This window comes from Chthonobacter rhizosphaerae, assembly GCF_013839525.1.
Classification (GTDB): Bacteria; Pseudomonadota; Alphaproteobacteria; order Rhizobiales; family Pleomorphomonadaceae; genus Chthonobacter; species Chthonobacter rhizosphaerae.
In genome coordinates, this window is sequence record NZ_JACDIS010000001.1 from 351,496 (window position 1) to 368,052 (window position 16,557).

20 protein-coding genes are annotated in these 16,557 nt (G+C 69.2%); 16 read left to right on the top strand and 4 right to left on the bottom strand.

Annotation, left to right across the window (positions count from 1 at the left end):
- Positions 1–52: 52 nt before the first annotated feature.
- From HND91_RS01560 to motA, 4 genes are all read right to left on the bottom strand, one after another.
- Positions 53–1,081, bottom strand: coding sequence for a flagellar motor switch protein FliG (locus HND91_RS01560; RefSeq protein WP_181704755.1), 1,029 nt, complete (start codon positions 1,079–1,081; stop codon positions 53–55).
- Between the two features lie 25 nt (positions 1,082–1,106).
- On the bottom strand, positions 1,107–1,376 hold the full coding sequence (gene fliN, locus HND91_RS01565) for a flagellar motor switch protein FliN (RefSeq protein WP_246329274.1): 270 nt from the start codon (positions 1,374–1,376) through the stop codon (positions 1,107–1,109).
- Positions 1,377–1,506: 130 nt separating this feature from the next.
- Positions 1,507–2,421: a flagellar motor switch protein FliM gene (locus tag HND91_RS01570; protein WP_246329240.1), complete on the bottom strand. Its 915-nt coding sequence runs from the start codon at positions 2,419–2,421 to the stop codon at positions 1,507–1,509.
- Positions 2,422–2,448: 27 nt separating this feature from the next.
- The gene (gene motA, locus HND91_RS01575; protein WP_181704758.1) at positions 2,449–3,327 is read right to left on the bottom strand and encodes a flagellar motor stator protein MotA; all 879 of its coding nucleotides are present in this window, start codon (positions 3,325–3,327) and stop codon (positions 2,449–2,451) included.
- Between the two features lie 154 nt (positions 3,328–3,481).
- Here motA and HND91_RS01580 point away from each other — a divergent pair, with 154 nt between their 5' ends.
- From HND91_RS01580 to HND91_RS01655, 16 genes are all read left to right on the top strand, one after another.
- Positions 3,482–4,735, top strand: coding sequence for a DUF1217 domain-containing protein (locus HND91_RS01580; RefSeq protein WP_181704759.1), 1,254 nt, complete (start codon positions 3,482–3,484; stop codon positions 4,733–4,735).
- Positions 4,736–4,738: 3 nt separating this feature from the next.
- On the top strand, positions 4,739–5,464 hold the full coding sequence (gene flgF, locus HND91_RS01585; protein ID WP_181704760.1) for a flagellar basal-body rod protein FlgF: 726 nt from the start codon (positions 4,739–4,741) through the stop codon (positions 5,462–5,464).
- On the top strand, positions 5,461–6,843 hold the full coding sequence (fliI, locus tag HND91_RS01590; protein WP_181704761.1) for a flagellar protein export ATPase FliI: 1,383 nt from the start codon (positions 5,461–5,463) through the stop codon (positions 6,841–6,843). Before flgF ends, fliI begins: the two co-directional genes overlap by 4 nt.
- Before the next feature lie 174 nt (positions 6,844–7,017).
- A complete protein-coding gene (gene flgB, locus HND91_RS01595; protein ID WP_181704762.1) occupies positions 7,018–7,398 on the top strand; it encodes a flagellar basal body rod protein FlgB in 381 nt (126 codons plus the stop codon).
- Between the two features lie 5 nt (positions 7,399–7,403).
- Positions 7,404–7,820 carry a flagellar basal body rod protein FlgC gene (gene flgC / locus HND91_RS01600; RefSeq protein ID WP_181704763.1) on the top strand — a complete coding sequence of 139 codons (417 nt, stop codon included), beginning with the start codon at positions 7,404–7,406 and terminating at the stop codon, positions 7,818–7,820.
- A 2-nt stretch (positions 7,821–7,822) separates the two neighbouring features.
- A complete protein-coding gene (fliE, locus tag HND91_RS01605; RefSeq protein ID WP_181704764.1) occupies positions 7,823–8,137 on the top strand; it encodes a flagellar hook-basal body complex protein FliE in 315 nt (104 codons plus the stop codon).
- Positions 8,138–8,147: 10 nt separating this feature from the next.
- A complete protein-coding gene (gene flgG, locus HND91_RS01610; RefSeq protein ID WP_181704765.1) occupies positions 8,148–8,936 on the top strand; it encodes a flagellar basal-body rod protein FlgG in 789 nt (262 codons plus the stop codon).
- A 25-nt stretch (positions 8,937–8,961) separates the two neighbouring features.
- Positions 8,962–9,432, top strand: a complete 471-nt coding sequence (gene flgA / locus HND91_RS01615) for a flagellar basal body P-ring formation chaperone FlgA (protein WP_181704766.1) — start codon at positions 8,962–8,964, stop codon at positions 9,430–9,432.
- Positions 9,432–10,526, top strand: coding sequence for a flagellar basal body P-ring protein FlgI (locus tag HND91_RS01620; protein ID WP_181704767.1), 1,095 nt, complete (start codon positions 9,432–9,434; stop codon positions 10,524–10,526). The genes flgA and HND91_RS01620 overlap by 1 nt, the downstream gene beginning before the upstream one ends.
- A gap of 65 nt (positions 10,527–10,591) precedes the next feature.
- A complete protein-coding gene (locus HND91_RS22530; RefSeq protein WP_181704768.1) occupies positions 10,592–11,098 on the top strand; it encodes a MotE family protein in 507 nt (168 codons plus the stop codon).
- Positions 11,095–11,787, top strand: coding sequence for a flagellar basal body L-ring protein FlgH (gene flgH, locus HND91_RS22535; RefSeq protein ID WP_181704769.1), 693 nt, complete (start codon positions 11,095–11,097; stop codon positions 11,785–11,787). The genes HND91_RS22530 and flgH overlap by 4 nt, the downstream gene beginning before the upstream one ends.
- Positions 11,788–11,798: 11 nt before the next feature.
- The gene (locus HND91_RS01635) at positions 11,799–12,299 is read left to right on the top strand and encodes a flagellar basal body-associated FliL family protein (protein WP_181704770.1); all 501 of its coding nucleotides are present in this window, start codon (positions 11,799–11,801) and stop codon (positions 12,297–12,299) included.
- Entirely contained in the window at positions 12,296–13,048 is a 753-nt protein-coding gene (gene fliP / locus HND91_RS01640) for a flagellar type III secretion system pore protein FliP (RefSeq protein ID WP_181704771.1), read from the top strand. The genes HND91_RS01635 and fliP overlap by 4 nt, the downstream gene beginning before the upstream one ends.
- Positions 13,049–13,174: 126 nt before the next feature.
- Entirely contained in the window at positions 13,175–14,119 is a 945-nt protein-coding gene (locus HND91_RS01645) for a flagellin N-terminal helical domain-containing protein (protein ID WP_181704772.1), read from the top strand.
- A gap of 219 nt (positions 14,120–14,338) precedes the next feature.
- Positions 14,339–15,292, top strand: coding sequence for a flagellin N-terminal helical domain-containing protein (locus tag HND91_RS01650; protein ID WP_181704773.1), 954 nt, complete (start codon positions 14,339–14,341; stop codon positions 15,290–15,292).
- Positions 15,293–15,528: 236 nt separating this feature from the next.
- Positions 15,529–16,473, top strand: a complete 945-nt coding sequence (locus HND91_RS01655) for a flagellin N-terminal helical domain-containing protein (RefSeq protein ID WP_181704774.1) — start codon at positions 15,529–15,531, stop codon at positions 16,471–16,473.
- Positions 16,474–16,557: the final 84 nt, after the last annotated feature.

Genomic DNA, 16,557 nt, shown 5'->3' on the forward strand with positions numbered 1-16,557 from the left:
CTTTTCCGGCCGCGGCGATCGGCCGGCCGCCGCAGCGGCCGTCAGTCGGTCGTCAGTAGAAGGTGGCGCGCTCGTCCTCGGCGTTGAGGTCGATCACGCCCTTGCTGCCGAGGTCGAGGGCGAGGTCGGTGATGGCCCGCCTGGCGTCCAGCACCTCCTTCTGGGTGGACGGCGCGCCGGTCGCCAGCTCGGCCTGGACGATGCGCCGGGCCCGTGCCGTGAGCGAGCCGAGGACAATCTCGCGGAAGCCCTCGTTGGTGCCCTTGAGGGCGAGCACCAGGCGGTCCGTGGGCACCTGGTCGAACACCAGCATGAGCGAGCGGCCGTTGAGCTTGACGATGTCGTCGAAGGTGAACAGGAGGCCCTTCAGCACCTCCGCGGACTTCGGCCGCACCTGCGCCAGGTCGCCGAGCGCCTCCTCCAGCTGCGCCCGCTCCATCTTGTTCAGGATGTCCGCCATGCGGGCGTGGGTGTCGGAGCCGCTGGTGCGGGCGAAGTTCAGCAGGAAGTCCTCGTGGAGCGTGCGCTCCGCCTCGCGGACCACCGATTCCACGATCGGCTTCAGGCTGATGATGCGCCGGGTCAGGGCGTTGCGCCGGTCGGCCGGCATCTGGCCCATGATCTTGGCGGCGGTCGAGGGCTTGATCTTCGACAGGATGAAGGCGGCCGTCTGCGGGTGCTCCTTGTTCAGGTAGTTGGCCAGCACCTGTTCGGAGATGTTGGAGATCCGGTCCCAGATGCTCCGGTTGGAGTTGCCCATCACGTCGGACATGATCTCGTTGAGATCTTCCTCGGGCAGCACGCCGCGCAGCATCTTCTCCACGCCGTCGACGCTGCCCATCAGGCTCACGCCATCGGAGAACTTGCTCAGGAACTCGTCGATCACCTTGTCCAGTTCCTGGTGCGCCACGCTGCCGAGTTCGGTGGCGGACCGGGAGATCTGCAGGATGTCGTCCCGGTCGAACCGCTTTAGGATGCGGGCGGCGGCGTTCGGCGTGATCGCCAGGAGGAGCGCCGCCACCTTCTCGGCTCCGCCGAGGCGGGGCGTGCGGACAGTGGCCAGAGACGCCTTGTTGGACATGGATCAGCCTTTCTTCACGCGGGACTCAGACCGACCCGGCACCGCCGGCCGGAGAGACGATCTCGGTCAGGGACACGCCGAAGCGCGAGCTGTCGTCGTCGACGACCACGATCTCGCCGCGCGCCACCACGCGCCCGTTGACCGTGATGTCGACCAGTTCGCCGATCCGGTGGTTGAGCGGGATGACCGCGCCGCGGTTGAGCTTCATCAGCTGGGCCACCGGCATGGTGGCCGAGCCGAGCACCACCTGGATCTCCACCGGAATGGCGAGCACGGTGCCGAGGTGCTGGTCCATCCGGACGTCCGGCTCCGCGGCGGTAAGCTCGCTCTCGGCGAGGGTGCTGTCGGTCTTGGTGGTCCGGTTGGAACGGGCTGGCGTCTTCATGGGGCGGAGGCTCCGGGCGGTCGGGGTGTTGGGACGCGGGTCAGGGCAGCGTCTGGACCACGTCCAGGACGGACATGCCGTCCGGCGTGGCGGTGGCCTCGACCTGCAGCGTGTAGGCGCCGTCCGCCTGGCCGAGCAGGCAGTGGAACAGCGGCTGCCGGTTGCAGTCGAGGCGCACCATGGAGCGCGGCGTGGCGTTGAGCTCGATCACGTCGCCGACCTTGAAGGCCGCCACGTCGGCGAGCGTCATCGGCAGCTCCTCCAGGATGGCGTTGACCGTGACGGCCGACCGCTGCACCTCGGTCTGGAACTGGCGGGCCCACTTCTGGTCACCCGAGGAGGGTTCGCTCGACGTCACCCGCGCGAGGGCGTGGCGGAACGGGGTGAGCACCGACTGCGGGATGAGGACGAAGAGCTCGCCGCCGCGGCCGAGCGCCTGCAGGAGCAGGCTGCCCACCACGGCCGGGTTGTTGCGCCGGCCGAGCACCGCGAAGTCCATGCGCGTCTCGATGCGCTCGATCCGGAAGGTCACCGGCACGATGGCGCTGAAGGCGGACTGGAACGACTGCGCGCCCTCCACGAACAGCACCTTGGCGAGGCGCAGCTCGATGTTGGAGAAGGCGCGGTCCTCCTCGTGGGGCGGCTCGGTGCCGTCGGCGCCGAGGAGCACGTCCACCATGCTGAACAGGAAGTCCCGGTCGAACCCCATCAGGATGCGGGCGTCGAGCTCGGGCGAGTAGAGCACCGCCACGATGGCGGTCGATTCATACTGCTCCAGCGTGTCGCCGATCCGGTCGTTGCGGATGAAGCTGACCGAGATGTAGGGCGGCGTCGCCGAGAGCTGGCGCAGCGATTCCGCGAACGTGCTCGCCAGACGGTCGAAGATCACGTTCAGCATCGGCAGGCGGTCGACCGCGACCCCGCCGCTGTCCAGAAGCCGTTCCGGTCCGTTCATGTGGGCGTTCATCCTGTCCCTCGCGCGTCAGGCGGCTTCGGCGGTGGTGCCGATACTGGCGTTCACGGACTTCTCCTCCACCATGTCGATGGACGGGCGGTCCGCCGCCGCGATCATCTTGCGGCCGTGTTCCAGCGCGGTCTGCGGCGCGGCGCCGTTCATGAAGGCGAGCAGCGTCTGCTTGACGATCACGAGGCGCCGGATGTTCTTCTCGCGGATGTACTTGATCTTGTAGGCGATCGGCGCGCACAGCGAGTAGCTGAGGAAGATGCCGAGGAAGGTGCCCACGAGGGCGGCGGCGATCAGCGAGCCGAGCACGGCCGGGGACTGGTCGATGGCCCCCATCGCCTTGATGACGCCGAGGACCGCCGCCACGATGCCGAGCGCCGGAAGCCCGTCGGCCATGCTCATCAGGGCGTTGTAGGGCTTCATCTGCTCCCGCGTGATGGTGGCGATATCCTCGTCCATCAGCGCCTCGATCTCGAACGGCCGCACGTTGCCGATGGTGATCAGGCGGAAATAGTCGCAGATGAAGGCCACCAGCTCCCGGTCGGCGAGGACCTTCGGATGGGCCTTGAACACCTCCGACTCGCCAGGGTTCTCGATGTGCCGCTCGATCTCGTTGCGGCCCTTCGCCTTCATCTCCCGCATCAGCGTGTAGAGGACGGCAAAGATCGACAGGTAGGTTTCCTGGCCGGGCCCCTTGGAGAAGAGCCCCTGCCGGACCCCCACGAGGGTGTCGAGGATCGTCTTCGTCGAGTTGGCCATCACGAAGATGCCGACGGCGACGCCGCCGATGATCAGGAGCTCGAACGGCTGGATCAGCACGTTCACATGGCCGCCCATGGCCATGAAGCCGCCGATCAGCGAGCCGACCGAAACGATGAGACCGATGAAGAAGCTCACGGAAGACACCTCCGGGGCCGTGACGCGGACCGAACGGACCGGACCCTAGGCGGCGAGCCTTGCGCCGACCTTGAGCGATCACCCCGTCCCGGCCGGCCAGCCCGGCGCAAGGCTTCGGGGCGAAGCTTCCGGCCGAAGCGGAGAGGACGTTCCCATGGTCGACACCAGCTTGCGCTACCGGATGATCCTCCAGGACATCGATCGGCAGGCCAAACGCGCGGCCGCGGCCGCGGCTCCCCCGCCGACCGCGGCCGAGACGGCGGCGCGCATCAAGGCGGACCGGGCCTATTACGAGGCCAAGGCCACCTCCATCCGGACCGTCGACGACCTCCTCGCCGACGACCGGATGCTCGGGATCGTGCTGAAGGCCTTCGACCTGGAGCACGCCCGGAACGCCAAGGCGCTTCTGGCGCAGGTCCTCGCCGAGGGCTCGCGCCCGCTCGGCGAGGACAAGCAGCCGATCGCCCGGACCTTGTCCGACAGGCGCTTCCTCGGTCTCGCCGAGACGCTCGACTACAGGACCTTCGGCCCCCACACCTTGTCGGCCACGTCCGTCAGGACGGCCGTCCTCAACAAGTACGAGGCCGCCATGAAGGCGCCCCCGGCGCCGCGGCGGGACCTGCCGATCGACCGGCGGACGGAGGAGGACCCGAAGGTTCGGCGCGACACCGAGCACTATCTCGCCACCATCGAGAACGTCCGGACCATCGAGGACTTCCTGAAGAGCGGCCGGGTCTTCAACTACGCCATGAAGGCCTTCGGCCTGGAGGAGATGATCAACTCCAAGGGCCTGATCCGGAAGGTGCTGCAGAGCGACCTCTCGGACCCGAACAGCTACGCCCGGCGGCTGAGGGACGACCGGTTCCAGAAGCTCGCCGCTGCCTTCGACTTCCGCGGCTATGGCGAGAACGCCACCCGGCTCGCCGCCGTGCGCGAGCCGGTGGTCGCCGCCTACAAGCGGCAGGTCATGGAGGCGACCGTCGGCGCGGAGAACGAAGGCGTCCGGCTCGCCCTCAACTTCCGCCGCGTGATCGCCGACATGTCGCTGCCGCTCTCGGTGCCGAACCGCACCGACGCCGAGGTCAGGCACAACAACATCATGAAATTCCTCGGCGAGCCGGCGCTCATCAAGGTGGTCCGCACCGCCCTCGGGATTCCGGCCTCCAGCGCGTCGGCCAACCTGGAGGCCCAGGTCCGGGCGCTCGCCTCGAAGTTCAATCCGGCGGAACTGCAGCGCGATCCGAAGAAGCTCGACGCCTTCCTGCAGCGCTTCGCCACCCGCTTCGATCTGGACCAGGGCGGCGGCCAAGGGCTGAACCCGGCCGTCGCGCTCTTCACCAACCAGCAGACCGCCGCGACCGAGAGCCTGCTCCTGTCGCTCCAGACCCTTCGGCTCGGAGGCCGGTGACCCATGGGCATCTCCAACTACATCGCCCTGTCCGCCCAGGTGGCGACGGACCGGCGCATGGCCACCATCGCCAACAACATCGCCAACATGACCACCGTCGGCTTCAAGGCGGACGCCATCCGCTTCGAGGCGATCATGAAGGGCGTCGGCCAAGACAGCGCCGCCTACGTGGACGGCGGCACCACCTTCCTCGACCGCAGCCAGGGCGGCCTGAACGCCACCGGCAACGACCTGGACGTCGCCATCTCCGGCGACGCCTGGTTCGCCGTGGAGACGCCGAACGGCCGGGTCCACACCCGTGACGGTCGCCTGAGACTCCGCGACGACGGCAGTCTGGTGACGCTTCTCGACCATCCCGTGCTCGACCCATCCGGCCAGCCGATCCAGATCGATCCGGCCGCGGGTCCGCCGACCATCACGCCGCAGGGCCAGATCCTGCAGAACGGCCTCCCGGTCAGCGGCCTCGGCCTGTTCCGCCTGCCGGAGGACGCCACCCTCACCCGCGCCGGCAACTCCGGCGTCACCTCCGACAAGCCCGCCGAGCCCGTGCTCGACGGCCGGGACGTGGTCGTGCAGCAGGGCTACCTGGAACAGTCGAACGTCGTGCCCATCCTGGAGATGACCCGGATGATCATGGTCCAGCGCACCTTCGAGGCCGCGGCGAAGGCCGTGGAGACGGCGGAATCGACCGAGACCACCGCGGTCCGCGAACTGGGGGCGACCACGTGACGGCCACCGCCGCGGATCGCGCGGACGGCCCGGCGGCGGATCGGGCCGGCGGCCCGCCGCCCGCCTCCCTCCTCGACCGCCTCGCCGACGCGGTCGGCGCGACCGCGTCGGAGCCGGCGGTCCGCGTGAGCGGCCGCGTCACCGACATCCGCCCCTCCGCCTTCGCGGTCGCCGGCCTGTCGCGCTTCGTGCGTCTCGGCGAACGGGTGGGCTGCCCGGTCGACGGCCGGATGGTGGCCGGCGAGGTGGTGCGCATCGACGCCGGCACGGCCGTGGTCAAGCCCTACGACACGGACGTGGAGATCGGGATCGGCTCCGTGGTGGAACGGCTCGGCCCGCTCGCCCTCCACCCGGACCCGTCCTGGAAAGGCCGGCTCATCGACGTCTTCGCGCGCCCGATCGACGGCGACGGCCCGCTCGCGGCCGGGTCCGTCGGCCGCCCGCTCAGGGCCGCGCCGCCGCCGGCCGTCCACCGCGACCGGGTCGATCAGCCGGTCCGCACCGGCGTCAGGGTGATCGACCTCTTCACGCCCATCTGCGCCGGCCAGCGCATCGGCGTCTTCGCCGGCTCCGGCGTCGGCAAGACCACGCTCCTGTCCATGCTGGCGGCGGCCGCCGAGTTCGACACCATCGTGGTCGCCCTGGTGGGCGAGCGCGGCCGCGAGGTGCGCGAATTCGTCGAGGAGGCCCTGTCGCGGCACCGGGACCGGTCGGTCGCCGTGGTGTCCACCGCGGACGAGAGCCCGATGCGGCGGCGTCTCGCGCCCGTCACGGCCATGGCGATCGCCGAATACTTCCGCGACCGCGGCGAGAAGGTGCTGCTCATTCTGGATTCGGCCACCCGCTTCGCCCATGCGGCGCGCGACGTCGCGCTGGCGGCGGGCGAGCCGCCGGTGAGCCGCGGCTATCCGCCGAGCGTCTTCACCGAGCTTCCCATGTTGCTGGAGCGCGCCGGCCCCGGCGCCAAGGGGGCCGGCTCCATCACGGCCGTGATCTCCGTGCTCGTGGACGGCGACGACCACAACGATCCGATCGCGGACGCGATCCGGGGCATCCTGGACGGTCACATCGTGCTGGAGCGGTCGATCGCCGAGGCCGGCCGCTATCCGGCCGTGGACGTGTTGAAGTCGATCTCGCGCCTGTCCCACAAGGCCCGGTCGCCGGACGAACTGAAGCTGGCCGGCCGGCTGCGCGGCCTCGTCTCGCGCTACGAGGACACCCGCGACCTGCGGATGATGGGCGGCTACACGCCGGGCGCCGACACGGACCTCGACCAGGCCGTCGCGCTCGTGCCGAAGATCTACGAGGCCCTGATCCAGGGCCCCGCCGACCCGGTGTCGCAGGACGCCTACCGCGAGCTCGCCGCCGCGCTCACCTGAACCGGCCGCCCGCATGCCGGGTCGATCAACCCGCCCCGAAATCGCGCCCGCAGAGCTCGTCCGTCGGGCCCGTCCGGGGAGATCTGTCGGGGCGACCGGCCGGAGACCCCGGGCCAGCCTCGGGCAAGCTCGTCCCGGCATCATCCGCATCTGAAACGACCCGAAGGCAAACCGATGGATCCCGTCCACCTCTTCAAGCTCGGCTTCGACCGGCTGTCCTGGCTCTCCACCCGCCAGTCCGCCATCGCCGGCAACGTGGCGAACGCCAACAGCCCCGGCTACGCCGCCCGCGAGATCGAGCCCTTCGACCAGGAGATGAAGCGCTTCCATCTGCGGCTGACGGCGACCCAGCCGCGCCACATGGACATCCGCGGGGCCGAGGTCGCCCAGGGGATCGCCAAGGAAGCGGATCCCTGGGCCGTGTCGGCCTCCGGCAACTCGGTCTCGCTGGAGCAGGAGATGCTGAAGCAGGTGAACGTCGCCGCCGACCAGTCCCTCGCGACCGCGACGGTCCGGTCCTTCCACAAGATGATGCTGCTCGCCGCGAGGACCTGACGGCCATGTTCGATCCGCTCAACGCCACCCTGTCGATCGCCTCCCACGGCCTGCGCGCCCAGACCGTCCGGCTCCGGGTCGTGTCGGAAAACCTCGCCAACGCCCAGTCCACCGGCGAGACCGCCGGGGCCGAGCCCTACCGGCGCAAGGTCGTCAACTTCAAGACCGAGTACGACCGGGCCGCGGAAGCGGACCTCGTGGAGGTCAAGTCCATCGCCCGGGACAAGAAGCCGTTCGTCCGCGTCCACGAGCCGGGCCACCCGGCGGCCGACCAGACCGGCTACGTCCAGTACCCGAACGTCAATCCCCTGATCGAGCTCGCCGACCTCAGGGAGGCGAACCGCACCTACGAAGCCAACCTGGAAGTCGTGAAGCAGGCGCGCAGCATGACGATGCGCATTATCGACCTCATGAGGAGCTGAGCATGATCGACAACGTCTTCAAAGTCCTGCGGGGCGTCGCCGGCATCGGGGCCGCGCAGCGCCCGGACCTGGCCGCGCCGGTCTCGCCCGGCCCTTCGTCCGCCAGCTTCGGCGACGTCTTCCGGGAGGTGGCGAGCGAAGCCTACGACAAGCTCAAGACCGCGGAGGCGACCTCGATCGCCGGTCTCGCCGGCAAGGCCTCGGCCCAGGAGGTCACGGAGGCGACCCTGGCGGCGGAGCTCACGCTCCAGACCGCCGTCTCGGTGCGCGACCGGGCGGTCGCGGCCTATCAGGAAATCAGCCGGATGCCGATCTGAGGACCCCGCCATGCGCTCTCTCGCCATCGCCGCGACCGGCATGTCTGCCCAGCAGACCAATGTCGAAGTCATCGCCAACAACATCGCCAACATCAACACCACCGCCTTCAAGCGGGCCCAGGCGGAGTTCTCCGACCTGATCTACCAGACCGAGCGGCTCCAGGGCGTACCCAACCGCGGCTCGGATAGCCAGGTCCCGGAAGGCGCCCAGATCGGCCTCGGCACCCGCACGGTGGCGATCCGCAGCCTGCACCGCCAGGGCTCGCTCGCCCAGACCGACAACACCCTCGACGTCGCCCTCGACGGTCGCGGCTGGTTCCAGGTGGTCGGGCCGGACGGCGAGATGCTCTACACCCGGGCCGGCAGCTTCAACACCAGCGACGGCGGCCAGATCGTGACGGCCGACGGCTATCAGGTCGACCCGGCCATCGTGCTGCCGCCGGACTCCGTCGGCGTCACCATCAACGAGGACGGGCGCGTGTTCGCCCGCTTCAGCGACGGCCGCCAGCCGGTCGACGTGGGCCAGTTCAACCTCGCCCTGTTCGCCAACGACACCGGCCTGGAGGCGCTCGGCGGCAACCTGTTCCGCGAGACGACCGCCTCCGGGCCGCCGATCGGCGGCTTCGGCGGCGATCCGGGCTTCGGCCGCATCCGCCAGGGCTTCAAGGAATCCTCCAACGTGGATCCGGTGAAGGAGATCACCGAGCTGATCACCGCCCAGCGCGCCTACGAGATGAACTCCAAGGTGATCCAGGCCTCCGACGAGATGGCCGCGGTGGTCACCAAGGGCCTGCGCTGACGTCCGCTTCGAGGAGGATCCGACCATGAGCCCAAGCCTGAGCACCGCGGTCCGCGGCGGCGTCGCCCTCCTCTGGCTGTCCGGCGCCTCGCCGGCCGCCGCCGACCCCCTGATGCTGCCGGTGCCCCGGATGGTCATCTATCCGGGCGAGATCATCACCGGGGACATGCTCGACGACGGCCTCTTCCCGCCGTCCGCCGTGACGGAGGAGCCCCTCGTCCGTTCCCCGGACGAGGTGATCGGCCGGGCCGCCAAGCGCACCCTGCTGCCGGACCGGCCGATCCCGATCCGCGCCACCGCCGCGGCGGCGGTCATCTCGCGCGGCACCATCGTCAGCGTCGTGCTGGAGGATGGCGCGCTCGTCATCTCGGCCAAGGCCCAGAGCCTGGACAACGGCGGCGTCGGCGACCTGGTCCGGGTCCGCAACGTGGACAGCGGCCTGGTGGTGCAGGGCACCGTCGGATCGGACGGCACGGTCAGGGTCGGGATCAACTGATGCGCGCCCTCGTCGCCCTCGCCCTCCTGGCCGCGCTCGCCGGCCCGGCGCACGCCGCCCGGATCAAGGACATCACCCAGGTCCAGGGCGTCCGCTCCAACCAGCTCGTCGGCTTCGGCCTGGTGGTCGGCCTGAAGGGCACGGGCGACGGCGTCCGCAACATCCCGTTCGCCGAGCAGGCGCTCCAGTCCATGCTCGACAGGATGGGCATCAACATCCACGACGAGCGGCTGCGCACCAAGAACGTGGCGGCCGTGACCGTCACGGCGGACCTGCCGGCGTTCGCCGGCCCCGGCACCCGGATGGACGTGTCGGTGTCCTCCATCGGCGACGCCTCGTCGCTCCAGGGCGGCACGCTGATCGCCACCCCGCTCGTCGGGCTCGACGACCAGACCTACGCGATCGCCCAGGGGCCGGTGGCGGTCGGCGGCTTCGACATCCAGGGCGCGGCCGAGACCCTGTCCCAGGGCGTGGCCACCAACGGGCGCATCGCCAACGGCGGCGTCGTGGAGCGCGCGGTGCCGGACCGGTTCGCCGACCTTCCGGCCCTGTCGCTGGAACTGAGGAACCCGGACTTCGTCACCGCCGCGCGCATCGCCGACGCCATCAACGGCTACACCCGGCGGGTCTACGGTGCGCCGGCGGCGATCGACCGGGACCTGCGCACCGTGGCGCTCACCCTGCCGCGGGGCGTGTCGCCGAGCCGCTTCATGGCCGAGATCGAGCTCCTGCAGGTCGACGCGGACGTCGCCGCCAGGATCGTCATCGACGAGCGCACCGGCACGGTGGTGATCGGCAGCAACGTCCAGGTGTCGCCGGTGGCGGTCACGCACGGAGCGCTGACCGTGCGGGTCACCGACCGGCCGGTCGTGTCCCAGCCCGCTCCGTTCAGCGGCGGCGAGACGGCCGTGGTGCCCCGCACCGAGATCGACGCCTACCAGGAGGGTGGCCAGATCGCCATCGTCCAGGGCACAGACCTGCGCACGCTCGTGTCCGGTCTCAACCGCATCGGGCTCAAGCCCAACGGCATCATCGCCATCCTGCAGGCTATCAAGTCCGCGGGGGCCCTGCAGGCCGAACTCGTCGTCCAGTGACCGACCGCCCGGCGGGCCGCGGCCGCGGCGTCCGGGCGCCGGCCCCCTTTCCATGGAGGTGGTTCATGCACGCGTCCAGCCGTCGCCTCAGCTGTCGCGCCCTCGTCGTCCTCGCCGTCGCGACCGTCGCGCCGCCGGCGCTCGCCGCGGACGACGTCGCCGTGGTCGAGGCGAACGACTTCTGCCGCAACAACGCCCCCGTCGCCGAGGAGATCGGCCGGGAGCTGCAGATCCGCCGTCTCGTCCTCACCGAGCAACGCATCAACGCCCGGATCGAGGCGCTGAAGGCCGCCACCGAGGAGACCCGGCGCTGGCTGGAGCAGCGCGACGAACTCCTCGGCAAGGCCGACGACCAGCTGGTCGAGATTTACAGCCGGATGCGGGCGGACGCCGCCGCGGCGCAGCTGTCCGTGCTCGGCAACGACCTCGCGGTCTCGCTGATCATGCGGCTTCCGCCGCGCGCCATCGGGCCGATCATGAACGAGATGGAGAGCGGCCGCGCCGCCGCGCTCGCCGGGGCCGTGGACCGGCTGAGGCGGGCATCCGACGCGAACGGCGGGAACAACTCGTGAGAACGGCCGCCATCCTCGTCGCGGTCGCGCTCGGTGGCTGCCAGGCCATCCAGGACGTCGGCCAGGAGCCGCCGCTGTCGCCGGTCGGGTCGGGCTTCGCCCTGTCGCGCCACGACCTACCGACCGCGGCGGAGCCCCTCGGCCAGCGGTCGTTCAACTCCCTGTGGACCACCTCCGGCCAGGACCTCTTCAAAGACAGCAGGGCCCGCCGCGTCGGCGACGTGGTCACCGTCAAGATCTCGATCGACGACCGCGCCACCCTGGACAACGCCTCCAACCGGGAGCGGAGCAACCGATCCGGCTTCGGCCTGGACTTCCTGTTCGGCGCCGACGGGGTGCCCGCCAAGGCGAACGGGACCGTGGAGTTCGAGGGCTCGTCCAAGTCCCTCGGCCGCGGCTCGGTCGACCGGTCCGAGGAGATCAAGCTCTCCATGGCGGCGATCGTGGTGGAGGTCATGCCCGAGGGCAACCTCCTCGTGGCCGGCGCCCAGGAGGTCCGCGTCAACGCCGAGATGCGCGTGCTGCAGATGTCCGGCATCGTCCGCGCCCGCGACATCCGCGCCGACAACACCATCGACTACGACAAGATCGCCGAGGCCCGCATCTCCTACGGCGGGCGCGGGCGCCTCAGCGAATTCCAGCAACCGCCCTTCGGCCAGCAGGTCTTCGACCGCATCGCCCCCTATTGAGGATGACCGAGATGGCAGCCGCCGCGTCCCAGTCCGACATGACGGGCAAGAGGATCTCCCTCCTGAAGAGCGTCATCTTCGTCGTCCTCCTGTCGCTGACCGCCGCCGCGATCGGCGTCGGCTCCAGCGTCTACCTGGTGGAGCTCGCCAAGGTTCGGCTCGCCGAGGAGCAGGAGAAGGAACGGGAGGCCGCCAAGACGGCGAGCGAGATGGAGCGGGGCAGCCGGATGGTCCGCCTCCAGTCCATGGTGACGAACCTGCGCCGGCCGGAAAGCGTCTGGATCCGCCTGGACGTGAGCATCCTCCTCAACGCGGAGGCCGGCACCAGCACCGAGGTCACCCAGGCGGAGATCGAGACCGACTTCCTGGCCTATCTGAAGACCCTGGAACTCAGCCAGATCGAGGGGTCCATCGGCCTCCAGGCGCTCCGGGAGGATCTCCAGGAGCGAGCCATCCTGCGCGCCGACGGGGTCGCCCGCGAGGTGGTCATCAACGGCATGGTCGTCCAATGACGCTCCGCCTCCTCGCTGTGGCCGGCGCGCTCGTCCTGACCGCGGGCGCCGCCGCCGCCCAGACCATCGACCTGTCCCAGGTCCTTCCCGCCGGCGAAGCCTCCGCCGCCGGCCGCATCGTCCAGGTGATGGCGGTTCTGACGGTGCTGTCCCTCGCCCCGGGCATCCTCGTCATGGTGACGAGCTTCACCCGGTTCGTCATCGCCTTCTCGTTCCTCCGGTCGGGCCTCGGCCTGCCGAGCACGCCGTCGAACCTGATCCTGATCAGCCTGTCGCTGTTCATGACCTTCTACGTGATGGAGTCCACGTTCCAGGCCGCCTGGCGGGATGGTCTGAGGCCGCTTCTCGCCAACGAGATCACCGAGCAGGAGGCGTTCGGCAAGATCGTGGATCCGTTCCGCTCCTTCATGCTGGACCATGTCCGCGAGAAGGACCTCGCCCTCTTCCAGGACCTCCGGTCCGCGCCGGGGTCTCCGGCCCCGGCGGCCCCGGCGGCCGACGAGGCGGTGCCGCTCACCATCCTCATCCCGGCCTTCATGATCTCCGAACTCCGGCGCGCCTTCGAGATCGGTTTCCTGATCGCCCTGCCCTTCCTGGTCATCGACATGATCGTGGCCACCGTCGTCATGTCCATGGGCATGATGATGATGCCGCCGGCCGTGGTGGCGCTTCCGTTCAAGGTTCTCTTCTTCGTGCTGATCGACGGCTGGAACATCCTCGTGGCGGGCCTCGTCCGGTCCTACGGCTGACGCGCCAGCCTGGCGCAAGCTTCGCACGCTAGGGTGACCGCGTCGCTGCCGGATCTCCAGGCCGGCGCCCCCGCTCCAAGGCCCGCCGGACCGGTGGGCCCCACTCGACACCGGGAACATCGAGACATGGCCAGTATCCTGACCAATGCTGCGGCCCAGACGGCGCTGGCGACCCTCGCGTCGATCGACAAGTCGATCGACAAGACGTCGAACCGGATCGCCAGCAGCCTTGCCGTCGCCAACGCCGAGGACAATGCCGCCTACTGGTCGATCGCCACCACCATGCGGTCGGACAACAACAGTCTTTCGGCCGTGAACGACGCCCTCGGGTTCGGCGCCGCCACCGTGGACGTGCAGTACACCGCCCTCGTCGGCGCGGTCGACATCCTGGCCCTGATCAAGGAGAAGCTGGTCGCCGCCAAGAGCGTCGGCGTGGACCGGAACAAGATCCAGGCGGACCTCACCCAGCTGCAGCGCCAGCTCGCCCTCGCGGCCGAGAGCGCGTCCTTCAACGGCCAGAACTGGCTGTCGGTCGACAGCAGCTCCCCCGGGCACGACAACGAAAAGCTGATCCTGAGCAGCGCGGGTCGGCCCGAAGGGGCGCAGTTCTCGGTCGAATACATCACCGTGAACACCGACGACCTCACCCTGTTCGATCCGAAGACGCCGGGGCCGGCCGTCGGCATCCTCGATCGCACGCGCATCTACCCGGATCCGGGCGGCGACACCGCCGCGGTCTCGTCGATGACCGTGGCCGGCCTCACGGACGCGCCCGCCGACCTGGCGAGGATCGAGAACTACGTCACGATCGTGGATCAGGCGCTCAACGACGCGACCGACGCCGCGGCCCTGGCGGGAGCCACCAAGAAGCGGATCTCCCTTCAGCAGAGCTTCCTGAACGTTCTGCGGGACTCGGTGGATCGCTCCATCGCGGTCCTCGTGGAGACGGACCTGGAGCGGGACTCCACCCGGCTGAAGGCGCTCCAGACCCAGCAGCAGCTGGGCATCCAGGCCCTGTCGATCGCGAACGGCAACGCGTCGTCGATCCTGGCCTTCTTCAAGTCACCCTGATCCGGGGCGTCCCGATGCTCCGGCCCGGAGCATCCGCCCCGACGACCAGCGGTGAAGCCATAGCCGTCGCGGACAGCGGACCCGGAAACCGGTCCGCCCCGCGTCGGCTGCCGACGGAGGCGTCCCCCGATCCGGGCGGACGCCGGGCATGAGGCCGTATCCGTCGGGCCGGTGATACAACCCGGTATGTCCCACACGACCCCAAGAAGGGACAACCAAATGGCCAGCTTGCTTACCAACGCGTCCGCCCAGATCGCGCTCCAGAACCTCCAGTCCATCAACAGGACGATGGACGGCGTGCAGAACCGCATCGCCACCGGCATGCGCGTCAGCACGGCCGCCGACAACGCAGCCTACTGGTCGATCGCCACCACCATGCGGTCCGACAACATGGCCCTCGACGCGGTCAAGGACGCGCTCGGCCTGGGCGCCGCGACCGTGGACGTCCAGTACACGGCCCTCAACTCCACCGTCGACGTGATGAAGGAGATCAAGGCCAAGCTCGTCGCCGCTCTCCAGCCCGGCGTCGACCGGGTGAAGATCCAGTCGGACATCACCCAGCTCCAGGGCCAGCTTAAGACCATCGCCAACTCCGCCGTGTTCAACGGCCAGAACTGGCTCGACGTGAACTCCGCGGCGACCGGCTTCTCCTCGACCCGGAAGATCGTGAGCGCCTTCACCCGGGACGCGGAGGGCAAGACCTCCATCAGCACCATCGACGTGGACCTCTCGACGATCATTCTCAACGACGCGGTCACCGGCGCCACGTCCAAGGGCATCCTGAGCGTCGAACACTCCATCTCGTTCAGCGCGAGCGCCAGCATCTCGGGCGCGCAGACGGTCCTGGGCTTCACCATCAAGGCGCTCACCAACAGCGATGCCGACCGCGAGGCTCTCATCAAGCTCACCGACATGGTCGATGGCCAGCTCGGCAAGATCACGGCCGCGGCCACCGATCTCGGCTCCGCCAAGAAGCGCGTGGATCTCCAGAAGACCTTCGTGAAGGCGTTGACCGACGCGGTGGAGCGCGGCATCGGGCAACTCGTCGACGCGGACCTCGACAAGGACTCCTCGATCCTCAAGGCGACCCAGGTCCAGCAGCAGCTCGGCATCCAGGCGCTGCAGATCGCCAACGGCAACAGCCAGAACATCCTGGCCCTGTTCCGCAACTAAGCGGGCGGCGTTCCGGCGACGATCGCCCATCCGGGCGACCGTCGCCGGGCGCAAGCCGAATGACACATTCACCAGGTTTGTTTACGGTCCGGTAAGGGTCGGGGCCCTATGGTTCCATCACGTCGGACGAACCGCGCATTCAAACGACCGGTTCGAAGGCATGATGCCACCCTCCGACGGGCCGGTGCTCCCAATCCGGTATGTCCCAGCTGTATCGAGTCGACAGGGACATCACCATGGCTAGCTTGCTGACGAACGCGACCGCCCAGGTCGCGCTCCAGAACCTCTCGTCCATCAACAAGACGATGGACGGCGTGCAGAACCGCATCGCCACCGGCCTCAAGGTCGGTTCCGCCGCCGACAATGCGTCCTACTGGTCGATCGCCACCACCATGCGGTCCGACAACATGGCCCTCGGGGCGGTCAAGGACGCGCTCGGCCTTGGCGCAGCGACCGTGGACGTCCAGTACACGGCCCTCAACTCCACCGTCGACGTCATGAAGGAGATCAAGGCGAGGCTCGTGGCCGCCCAGAGCGGCAACCCCAAGCTGATCCAGGCCGACATCACCCAGCTTCAGGACCAGCTGAAGACCATCGCCAAGTCCGCGACCTTCAACGGCCAGAACTGGCTCGACGTCAACTCCGCGGCGACCGGCTTCTCCTCGACCCGCAAGATCGTGAGCGCCTTCACCCGCGATGCCGACGGCAAGTCCGCCATCAACACCATCGATGTGAACATCTCGAACGTCATTCTCACCGACGCGGTCACCGGCGCCACGTCCAAGGGCATCCTGAGCGTCGAACATTCCATCTCGTTCAGCGCGAGCGCCAGCATCTCGGGCGCGCAGACGGTCCTGGGCTTCAGCATCGCCACGCTGACCGGCTCGGATGCCGACAAGGAAGCCCTGGTCTCGCTCACCAACATGGTGGACGAACAGCTCGGCAAGATCGCCGCGGCGGCCACCGATCTCGGCTCCGCCAAGAAGCGCGTCGAGCTCCAGAAGAGCTTCGTCAACGCCCTGAGCGACGCCGTCGAACGCGGCATCGGTCAGCTGGTGGACGCGGATCTCGACAAGGACTCCACGCTCCTCAAGGCCACCCAGGTCCAGCAGCAGCTCGGCATCCAGGCCCTGCAGATCGCCAACGGCAACAGCCAGAACATCCTGGCCCTGTTCCGCTGATCGTCGCCTCTCAAGTCCTGCGGCCGCGCTCCTCCCCGGAGCGCGGCCGTTCGCCGTCGCGGTGCGCGGCGTGCCCATGGAGGC